At 61.9% G+C, this 9,448-nt stretch carries 7 protein-coding genes; 2 read left to right on the top strand and 5 right to left on the bottom strand.

Translation table 11 applies throughout. The features are described 5' to 3' along the window. The first annotated feature begins 308 nt into the window (after positions 1–308). Entirely contained in the window at positions 309–707 is a 399-nt protein-coding gene (locus NFC73_RS08935) for a RidA family protein (protein WP_254749445.1), read from the top strand. A gap of 573 nt (positions 708–1,280) precedes the next feature. Then, entirely contained in the window at positions 1,281–2,147 is an 867-nt protein-coding gene (locus tag NFC73_RS08930; RefSeq protein WP_254749443.1) for a TnsA-like heteromeric transposase endonuclease subunit, read from the top strand. Between the two features lie 96 nt (positions 2,148–2,243). Here the strand turns inward: NFC73_RS08930 and NFC73_RS08925 are convergent, their stop codons facing one another. The 5 genes from NFC73_RS08925 to NFC73_RS08905 all read right to left on the bottom strand — a co-directional run bounded on the left by NFC73_RS08925 (position 2,244) and on the right by NFC73_RS08905 (position 9,408). Beyond that, positions 2,244–3,908, bottom strand: coding sequence for a hydantoinase B/oxoprolinase family protein (locus tag NFC73_RS08925; protein ID WP_254749441.1), 1,665 nt, complete (start codon positions 3,906–3,908; stop codon positions 2,244–2,246). Further along, positions 3,905–5,968 carry a hydantoinase/oxoprolinase family protein gene (locus tag NFC73_RS08920; RefSeq protein WP_254749439.1) on the bottom strand — a complete coding sequence of 688 codons (2,064 nt, stop codon included), beginning with the start codon at positions 5,966–5,968 and terminating at the stop codon, positions 3,905–3,907. Before NFC73_RS08920 ends, NFC73_RS08925 begins: the two co-directional genes overlap by 4 nt. Then, complete coding sequence (locus NFC73_RS08915) at positions 5,965–6,831, bottom strand: PfkB family carbohydrate kinase (protein ID WP_254749437.1); 867 nt, start codon at positions 6,829–6,831, stop codon at positions 5,965–5,967. The genes NFC73_RS08920 and NFC73_RS08915 overlap by 4 nt, the downstream gene beginning before the upstream one ends. Then, on the bottom strand, positions 6,831–7,850 hold the full coding sequence (locus NFC73_RS08910) for an SIS domain-containing protein (protein WP_254749435.1): 1,020 nt from the start codon (positions 7,848–7,850) through the stop codon (positions 6,831–6,833). The genes NFC73_RS08915 and NFC73_RS08910 overlap by 1 nt, the downstream gene beginning before the upstream one ends. A 433-nt stretch (positions 7,851–8,283) precedes the next feature. Continuing rightward, entirely contained in the window at positions 8,284–9,408 is a 1,125-nt protein-coding gene (locus tag NFC73_RS08905) for an NAD(P)/FAD-dependent oxidoreductase (RefSeq protein WP_254749433.1), read from the bottom strand. Positions 9,409–9,448 lie beyond the last annotated feature (40 nt).

The raw sequence follows: 9,448 nt of genomic DNA, 5'->3' as shown, positions 1-9,448 counted from the left end.
TCGCCCAGGAACTCAACGCACGACCGCGCAAGACACTGGACTGGGACACCCCAGCCGAGCGTCTACGTGATTTACTGATGGCCAGCTAAGCACGGGTGTTGCAACGACTCCTGGAATTCAAGCCGCGGGCAGGCCTCTGGCCACATGTGGGCAATTCCTAATGGCCGCTGACAAACGTCAACCGTGCAGCAATCACGAGCATCCGGGCAGTGTCCAGCGGGGCCACGCCTGCCGGCAGCCCTGCCATCCACCAAGCAACACGCGGCAGCAGCCCATCCATAAAAGTACTACGTCCCAGAAAGAACCCAATGACCACAACAGCCGTGAACCACCTCCCCGCAAGCCACGACCCCGCCACGAGCCTGGCCTCCGCCGTCACCATTTTCAACTCCATCGCCGTCAGCACCCAGATCCCACGCAAACCAGACGGTTCAGTTGAGCTCGGCGACATCCGAGAGCAGTCCCGCCAGGTCCTGGAGAACCTTCAAACGGCATTGGCCCGGGCAGGAACCAGCCTTTCGAATGTGCTCCAACTGACCATTTATCTGACCGACATGTCCGAAAGAACCGGTTTCAACGAAGTCTACGAAGAGTTCTTCCCGCGACCATATCCATCCCGATGCGCCGTCGAGGTCTCCTCCTTGGCGCGAACGGGCATGAAAGTTGAAGTAACGGCTATGGCCGCAATTCCACCGGCCGGAACCTGACACCGAAAAGCAAGACCCGTCTTCGTTTTCAGTCAGGACAACGGACAGCGCATCGGCCCAAGCTTTGGCATCGGCAAAGTTCGTGCGGACCAAAAGTGAATTCTCTGTGCTTGGAAGAATCGGCATGCCGCTATCCAACCATGTGAATCAGGGCCGGTCCGAGACACGACTCGATGTTGTTTGCGCCCCGGGTGCTACTCCCGGCCCATGAATACCCGCGTATGCCAGTTGGGTTGGGCTGGGGGAGTGCCCGCAAAAGGGGCTGTGGCTGTCGATTGCCAAGACAGTTGGCCAATTGACAGGCTAGTTGGCCAAGCGTGCCAAGGGGCTGGCCGGCACAGGCCCCTGCGGCCGTAGGATGCAGTCCTCTGAGCGGCGGCGTCTGGAGGCTCGATTTGTAGCATCCATCGAAGACGTGTTCGAGCGCCGCACACCAGATTGCTTGATAGACCCGTCGATCTCGCACGCGACTTGAGCGCGGCCGGTTGGGTTTGGCGCCCACGTATCCATTATCATCGAACGCATGTTCGACTGTCTGGGATGTGTGCGTGCCTCGTTTGAGGCGCCGCCGGAATGGCTCGCGATGGTGCTCTCAATACGTCCGATTTCCCTGAACCGGCGGAACGGGCGGGCGCAAAGATGAGCACGGCACCTGGCACCCAAGTGTTGCTGACACGGTCGGAGACCGGGCTGGATGCCATCCAGTGGCGCGGTCCTGATAAGAGGATCTTCACGGTAGCTGCCACGCGCGGGCTGCTCGCGCAGCCGGTCATAGAGGCCCTGCCGATCCGGGTCGGAGGGCAGTGGCAGAACCGCCCCAACCGGCATGGACTGTATTTCTGGGAGCGCACGGGACGGCATCTTTGGTACGAGAGCGCGCTGGAGCTGGCGTGCCTGCTCGGGCTGGACTTCGAGGGGTCGGTCCAGGGAATCGCGTCGCAGCCGTTCCGGATGCTCTTCCGTGCCGGGGCAAAGTCCGTTCGCCACGACCCGGACTTCTTCGCGGTCCACCGCAACGGCGACCAGGTCGTCTACGACGTGAAGCCGCGGGCGCGTATGAGCTCCCGGGTCTCTGACCAGTTCGATGAATCCTCCCGGGTCTGCACGTTGGTGGGCTGGCGGTATGCCGTCCTGCACGAGCCTGATCCGGTCGTCGCGGCCAATCTCGACTTCCTGCGGGGTGCCCGGCATGCCCGGAACCATCCGGGTGAGGCGGTCTTCGGTCAAATCCTGAACGTCTTCGAGGGCGGACGCGCGATCGGGGAAGGCAGAGAAATGGTCGACCGCCGCTTCCCGGCGCTGGCAATGCCCTCGATAAAACACCTGATCTGGCACCGGTTCCTCAAGGTCGACCTGCCCCGGCGGCTCGACTTCGATTCCATTGCGGCGACTGACATCGACGCGATCCGCTCGCCCGAGGAGGCATCGTGCTGCGGCTGAACCTGGGAGATCTGCTTTCAGGATGCAGCGGAAACGAGTGCGGGTCTTTGACCGACTATTTCCGTCGGTCAAAGACCCGTACTCCCCCGCCAAGGGTTATTCGTCTCGTGGAAGGTATCTCTTTTTGGTTTCCTCGCTGATACGTCCCGCTTCGAGGTCACGTGCAACCTGTTCTGGTGGGCGTTTCGCCGGGTCACCGTATCCGCCAGCCCCCGCGGTCTCGATTGAAGCGGTCTGACCGGCGTTCAGCACCGTGTATCCGTGCTGGACGGGCGCGGCGTCAGGGCTGAGGATGCAGTGAGCTGAACGGCCAGGGCCTCCACCGAATAGGCCCCAGGGCTGGGACTTCTGTCGACTCGTGTCGAACCAGAAGTGAACGTCGTCAGCTTCCGCCCGGATCTTGCGCCGGATGCCTTGCCCGCCTCGGAACTCGCCGACACCGCCCGAGTCATCCAGCAACTCATACGCCTCAACGACCAAGGGGTACTCCGATTCCAGGCTCTCGACCGGAAGATTGGAGGTGTTGGTCATATGCACCTGGACGCCGTCGAGGCCGTCCTTGTTGTAGCGCGCTCCGCTTCCACCGCCGATGGTCTCGAGGTAGACGAAGTTGCGGCTGCGCTCAGCGTCGTAACCGGAGAAGTGGACGCCGGTGTTCGCTCCGTTGGACGCTGCTGTGACGCGGTGTGGCACGGCGTCCGCTAAGGCGCCCTGGATGAGGTCGACGATTCGCTGACAGGTTTCGCTTCGACCATTGACCGCCGCCGGTTCCTGGCAGTTGATGATGCTGCCTTCTTCGGCTTCGATCGTCACAGGCCGGTACAGTCCGGCGTTGGGGGAAATGTCCGGATCGATGAGCGTCTTTAACGTGTAGTAGACCGCGGCATAGAGGCCGGTCCACACGACATTGACGCTCGCTCGGACTTGGGCCGGGTTATCGGCGAAGTCGAAGAGGATCTCGTCTCCCGTGACAACGATTCGTACGCGGAGGGTTAGCTCCTCGTCCAGTTCAGGGCAATCGAAGAGGTCTTCGAAATGGTATTCGCCGTCCGGGATGTCGGAGATGGCCGCGCGGGTGCGTCGCTCGGTGTAATTGAGAAGTTCATCTGCAACAGCGGTCAGTGTGTCGACGCCGTGGCGTTCGCAGAGCTCAAGGTAGCGGGCGGTCGCCACCCGCAATGCAGCCTCCTGAGCACGCAGATCGGCCTTCCGTTCCTCGGGGATCTGGCAGTTGAGCAGAATCAGCTGCAACAACTCATCTTGCGGAACCCCCTCCTTCACCAGGTGCACCGGGGGGATCCGAATCGCTTCCTGGTAAATGTGCGCGTGGCCACGATCACCGAAGTCGGCATGGTGTGCCAGCGTCGCAGCCCAGGCCTTCACTTCACCATCGACGAAAATGGGTGAGGCCAGCACGATATCAGGCAGGTGGGATCCTCCACCGGTGTAGGGGTCGTTGCCGATGAATATGTCACCATGCCGGATCTGATCATCCGTGAAACGCGACCGAATCGCGTCGACGATTCCCATCAACGAGCCCAGGTGCAGTGGGGATCCGCCTTCGTCCTGCGCGATCGCCTGCCCATGGGCGTCAAAGAGGCTGGCGGTGCAGTCGCGTCGTTCCTTGATGTTCGGCGAGAACGCGGCTTTGACGAGTGTTTCACTCATCTCCTCGACGATCGTCGCTAAAGCCGAGCCGATGACCTCGACGAGGACGGCATCGAGTGCGATTGCTTGGACGGGCTGGATTGCGTCCGTCATTTCGAAGCTCCGATCTGAATGACAAGGTTGCGGTAGGTATCGACGGTGAGAACGTCGCCGGGCAGCAGGACGGTAGTGGTATCCATCTGCTCGACAATCGCCGGACCGCTGATCGTATTGCCGGGGACCAGGAGGGACCGGTCGTAGACCGGCACGCTCTCAAATCCGCTGTCCGGGTCGAAGCAGCTCTCGCGGGTACCGATTTGTGCTGCCTTCGGATCGCGGTCACCCACTGGTGAGGTGTACAGCTCAACGCGCGGAGCCTCTCCGCGCGCCTCCGCTCTGAAGGTGACGGCTTCGATCGTTGCTTCTGGCGTCCTGTAGCCATATACACGCTCGTGCGCCTGGTGGAATGCCTCGATGATCTGGTCGACTCCGTCCTTGACCACGTCGAGCCCGGCCGGCAGTTCGACCGCAAGTTCGAAGTTCTGGCCCTGGTAGCGCATGTCCAGGCGGCGGGCGATCATACGGCCATCCGCCGAGACGCCCTCCTTGTCGAACCATTCCGAGGCCTGCTCGGCGAGACCATCGAACGTCGCGGCCAGCAGTCCGGCCGTCTCCGCACTCACGAAGGTGCGCTGCGTACGCATGTAGTCGGTCTTGATGTCAGTCATCAGCAGGCCCATGGCCGACTGCGCACCCGGAGTTTCGGGGACAACCACCTGCGTCATCCCGAGCTCACGGGCAAGTCGTGAGGCATGCAGCGGGCCGGCACCGCCGAAGGGAACGAGGGCATAATCGCGGGGGTCGTACCCGCGCTGGACAGACACCACCCGGATTGCACGGGCCATGTTCGCTGTCACGACCCTAAGCATTCCCATCGCGCTCTCTTCCACGCTCAGGTTGAGGGGCTCGGCCAGGCGCTGCAGGGCGTCCACCGACAGCGACCGATCAATCTTCATCTGCCCGTTTAGCAGGTATTCGGGGTTCAGCATCCGGAGTACAACGTTGGCGTCAGTGACCGCGGCGTCGGTGCCGTTGCCGTAACAGGCTGGTCCCGGATACGCGCCGGCACTCTGTGGTCCCACGCGCAGGTGTCCGCCGCTGTCGATCCAGCCCAGCGATCCACCGCCCGCACCGACGGTGTGGATGTCCAGCATGGGAGAGCGGACGGGACGGCCGTCCAGTTCCATGCCGGCGGTAACCTTCGGCTTCCCGTCCTGAACCAGTGAGATGTCCGAGGACGTCCCGCCCATGTCAAAGGTGATGATGTTGGGAAATCCTGCAGCATTGCAGATTTGGGCTGCCCCGACCACGCCGGTGCTCGGGCCTGAAAGTACGAGCCGGACGGGCATGGCCTCGGCCGTCGTGAAGGGGATGATTCCGCCGTTGCTTTGTGTCACGTATGGGGCTGCGGCCAGACCTTTGTCGGCGAGAATCTCGCGCAGACGTGCGAGGTAACGGAACACGACGGGGCCGATGTACGCGTTGGTCACGACGGTGGAAAGACGCTCGAACTCGCGGAACTCCGGTAGCACGTCACTGGAGAGTGAAACGTAGACGCCTGGGTATTCCTCATGGACGATCTCACGGATCCGGCGTTCATGGTCGGGGTGGATGTAGCTGTACAGCAGGCAGACGGCGATTGCCTCGACCTTCTGTGCACGCAGCTCCCGGGCCGCTTGACGTACTTGGTCCTCGTTGAGGGGACGTTCGATGCGCCCGTTGTGTCGGACCCGCTCGTCCACTTCAAAGCGCAGGTGTCGTGGAGCGAACGGCTCGGCCTTGTCCGCTTGTGGATCGTACATGTCGGGGCGGCGTCCGCGGCCCAGCTCGAGGAGGTCCCGGAATCCCTTGGTGGTGATCACGCCGGTTCGTACTCCGCGGGCGGTGAGGAGGGCGTTGGTTCCAACGGTGGTTCCGTGGGCGAAGTAGGAGATGTCACCGATCACGCCGTGACCGATCTGGTTCAGGATCTCGTCGACCCCCTGGACAATGGCACGTCCGGGATCGTCCGGCGTGCTGGAGACCTTGCGGACATGCAGCTTTCCGGTTTCGTCGTCGAATGCGCAGACGTCGGTGAACGTTCCACCGGTGTCTACACCTATGCGCAGACTCATGTATTGATCGCTTTCTGTGCGTGTGAGGGAAGGTTTGTGTACTCCGCGGGGCTGGATGCGGGGTCGTAAGGAGCGGGGTGCCCGAAGGCGCCGTGGTCGAGGCATACCTGCGCGGCGTGGCTCGCAGCTGACGCCAGCGCGTCCTGTGGGCTGCGGCCGCTGATCAGCCCGACCAGGACGGTTGCGATAAACGCATCCCCGGCTCCGAGGGTGTCCACTGCGGCGATGCGGTCGGCTGCCTGGAAAATCACGGCACCTGTCGGGGTGGAGAGGTAGGCGCCGTGCCCGCCCCGGGTGGCGAGGGCATATTGAGCCCCGGCTGCGCGGGCCGCGATGACAAGCTGCCTGGCCTCACTGTTGCTGAGATGACTTGCGGAGTAAGCGGCGAGAAAGAGGTGGGATGCGAAGCCGAGAGTTTGTTCAAAGTCGTATCGGCTTCCGAAGTCGAATGAGACCCGACTTAGTTCCGCCAGTTCGGGTACGTGGGGCAGGACCGAACTAGCGTAACCGGCGTGGACGACGTCGTATTGCCGCGCCACCTGGGCATGTTCCCGAGTGAGATCAAAGAGGGCGCCGGATCGGTTCGATCCCAGGAACACGCGGTCTTCCCCCTGCAGCTCGACGTCAGCATAGGCGTTGGGTTCCTGCACTCGCCAGGTGGCGGTGACGTCCACATTCTCTGCAACCAGGCTGCGCAGCATGTGGTCTCCGGCGAGGTCGCTGCCGATCTGTCCCAGGTACCCGGAGCTGGCACCCAGACGGGCCGCGAACACCGCGACATTGACCGCATTCCCGCCAGGATATAGCCGGGCGAGGCTGGGATACCGGTCGACGACGTTGTCGCCGACCGCGAGGAGCTTCATCAGTACTGGACCTTGTACATGTAGCGGCGAACGGAGGTATCGTGGCCGCGGCGTGCTGCGACGTGATCGAGGACGCGGCGTTCGGCCGACATCAATGCCAGGACGCTCAGATCCGGGCGGCTCTCTGCCGGGATACCGGGCAGGGACAGGTTGGCGGTGTCGACCAGGCCGAACTGGGTTGTGTATTTCTCTCCGAAGCGGATGACGCGCTCTCCAAGCGGCCGGCTGGAGTCCTCGGCGACCAGCGCGATGAGGGGGGTGTTCTCCGTGACCATCTCGAAGGGGCCGTGGAAGAAGTCTCCGGCGTTAATGGCTGCGGAGTTCATCCACTGCATTTCCTGAAAGTAGCACCAGGACATCATCTTGGCCATGCCGTAGGCGGGACCTCCACCCACGATGTAGCTCAGGGGCGACTCGCTAAGGATGTCAGCGATTCGCTCGCCCGCCTCAGCGACCTCATCTTTCGTTGCGCGGAGTGCGCCAGGTAGTGCCTTGATGCCGACCCGGAGCTGTTCAGCTTTGTCTGCGGCACCGAAAGCCTCCAAGAGTGCGGCTGCGATCTGCTCGTTGTGCACGAGCTTCGGCTCTGTGATGGAGATGGTGTCTGGGTAGTCGAGGTGGACGTCTCCGACGCGCGACAGCCCGTTTTCGCCCTGGCGCGAGATACCCGCCACGAGGGCGCCCTTGGACTTGGCGAACTCTGCTGCTGCGAGGGTTTCGGGAGTATTGCCTGAGTGCGATGCGGCTACTACCAGCGACTTTTCGTTCAGCCCGACCGGGTTCCGACTGGTGAGCTCGGCACTCGTGATGCGCTGCGTGCTGATGCCTTTCGCGTATCGGTCCAGCAGGTCGAACGCAGGATACGTGCCAAAGTGCGAACCGCCACATCCCACCAGGTAGACGCGTTCGATTCCGCGTTCGACGGCCTGAGCGACGACCGAGCGGGCCTTGTCGTCCTGGTTGATGGCGTGCTGGACACAATCTTCGAAATCCGCGGGGACGGGAATCAGGTTGTTCATAAGTTCTGGATCGCTTTCATCTAGTCATGGGCCCGTTTGGGAACGGTACCACAACCATTGTGTATGCTGATTGGGAACGATGTCAATGGTCTGGTGCGAGTGTTCCAGGGGGCGGCATTGGGAAACAGATTCTGGTCATGCCGCTGCCAAGCAGGCAATTGGAAGGTGCTTTAGACCGGTGAAGAGAGTAATCACCATGGTCGCTTGAGGATCGTCCGATGGTCCGACCGCGTGGGAGTGGGAGGGCAGGAGTGGTCCGGCTACTGGGAACGGCGTCGACACCTCAACGTGACCTGAATCACAGTTATGCCGCTTCCACGGGAGGGCGTGCCTGAATCACGCGCCCGGAATACGGACGTTGAAAATCCTTTGACGATTGACTTTGTACAGCATGCGCCAGCTGCCAAGGGAAAGTTGGGGCCTTTTGGGGAACCTAGGCCCGGCTGAAGCGTTCGGGCCGGAACGATGCCAGCATGGGGTGCTTCTGACCACTGAGAATTTCATAGGAGAGCAGTTCTCCGGCAATCAGCCCAAGGGTTGCACCAGAGTGTGAGAAGGCCACGTAGCAGGAGGGCAGTTTTTCCAGTTCTCCGAACACAGGTTCGCCATCCCCGGGAATGGGCTTCCGACCGGCCTTCCAGCTGGCAGGGGTCAGTTGCGGGTTGCCATCGAGGAGCCGTGAGGCTTCCTCTGTCAACTCCTGAACGACCTCCTTGGGAATTGCGAAGGAGCCGTCCGGTTGTTCAATAATCTGCTCTTCATACCACCCATGGTCGAGGGCCAGTGAGCCACCGGGGTTTGGACGCGCTGCAGCTCGTGGCGTATTGAGAACGGATTTCAGTTTGCAGCCGGCTACTTCAGTAATGACGAGAGCGGAGAGGCGCGATCCATCTGCAATGTAGATGCCGTGCTCTTCTACGACTGCAGGTGTCGCTGCACCGCACGCAACCACCACCTTGTCGGCGGTGTAGACGCTGGAATCCTCGGTGCTGACCCCCCAAGCCTTTCCTTCTCTTGCCAGTACTCGCGATTTGCCGGCGTCGGCAATCAGCGTTCCACCGAGAGCATTGAATTCCTCCATGAGGTATTCCACCAAATGGGGCAGGCTGACCCATCCCTCGCCCGGGTTGAAAACAGCAACGTCGGGAATGGCGGCCTCGTCAATTCCAGGCGTGAGAGCGGAAATCTGCCCTGGGTTTGCCAGCTTCGAATCGTAACCGTGAGATTGTTCGTGTTCATGTCGGGCTTCTGCCTTTGGAGCTTCTCCAACTGCCGCCCAAAAAACGCCTCCATCGAAGTGCAGCCATTCCCTCGAGGGGTCCGCGGCATAGAGCGTCCTGTAACGGTCGATCCCAGCCATCCGGAGGGCGTGGTACTCGTCAGAGCGCTTGCCGGCGGCGTTCAACCAGGACAAGGACCGTCCTGTGGCGCCGCTCGCAAGGCTGCCTTCGGTGATGAGGACAACGGAGGCGCCCCCACGCAGGAGGTGCACTGCCGTGGACACCCCGAGGATGCCACCGCCCAGGACCGCAACGTCAGATTCAATCTTCGGGGGCATTTTGGCAGTTTCACTTCCTGGGTGTTTGCGCTGACCCCCG

The organism is Pseudarthrobacter humi, assembly GCF_024294965.1.
GTDB lineage: Bacteria > Actinomycetota > Actinomycetes > Actinomycetales > Micrococcaceae > Arthrobacter > Arthrobacter humi.
Note: the sequence above shows the minus strand (reverse complement) of the source record. Positions and strands in the feature narration are given on the sequence as shown.

What these genes read in the sequence shown, in the direction of transcription:
- NFC73_RS08935 (WP_254749445.1), top strand. Translation starts at nt 309, where the DNA reads ATGACCACAACAGCCGTGAACCACCTCCCCGCAAGCCACGACCCCGCC.
- NFC73_RS08930 (WP_254749443.1), top strand. Translation starts at nt 1,281, where the DNA reads ATGGCTCGCGATGGTGCTCTCAATACGTCCGATTTCCCTGAACCGGCG.
- NFC73_RS08925 (WP_254749441.1), bottom strand. Translation starts at nt 3,908, where the DNA reads ATGACGGACGCAATCCAGCCCGTCCAAGCAATCGCACTCGATGCCGTC.
- NFC73_RS08920 (WP_254749439.1), bottom strand. Translation starts at nt 5,968, where the DNA reads ATGAGTCTGCGCATAGGTGTAGACACCGGTGGAACGTTCACCGACGTC.
- NFC73_RS08915 (WP_254749437.1), bottom strand. Translation starts at nt 6,831, where the DNA reads ATGAAGCTCCTCGCGGTCGGCGACAACGTCGTCGACCGGTATCCCAGC.
- NFC73_RS08910 (WP_254749435.1), bottom strand. Translation starts at nt 7,850, where the DNA reads ATGAACAACCTGATTCCCGTCCCCGCGGATTTCGAAGATTGTGTCCAG.
- NFC73_RS08905 (WP_254749433.1), bottom strand. Translation starts at nt 9,408, where the DNA reads ATGCCCCCGAAGATTGAATCTGACGTTGCGGTCCTGGGCGGTGGCATC.